At 60.3% G+C, this 252-nt stretch carries 1 pseudogene; it reads left to right on the top strand.

From position 1 onward, the window contains the following. Window positions 1-134: pseudogene (locus tag AB4Y43_RS40720) on the top strand (IS3 family transposase); the annotation flags it as partial. Between the last annotated feature and the right edge of the window lie 118 nt (window positions 135-252).

Raw genomic sequence — 252 nt, 5'->3', positions numbered from 1 at the left:
CGGACCGAAAAGGAACGCTGGTCGGCCCGGGTACGAAGCCGGTAACCGAGGAGCAGATGGAACTGGCTCGACTGCGTGCGGAGAATGCGCGACTGAAGATGGAGCGCGACATTCTAAAAAAGGCGGCTGGAGTTGCCCCTGTAACTCAGGACACGCGGACACCGTTAGGTTGATGGCACCGCAGCGCGCCTGAACTCGCGCGGCGAGCGGTATTTCAGGGCTTTATGCGGGTGGCGCTCATTGTAGTGTTCA

It is taken from the genome of Paraburkholderia sp. BR10872, from assembly GCF_040965835.1.
Lineage (GTDB): Bacteria > Pseudomonadota > Gammaproteobacteria > Burkholderiales > Burkholderiaceae > Paraburkholderia > Paraburkholderia nodosa_A.
This window is presented reverse-complemented; position numbering and strand designations above follow the sequence as displayed.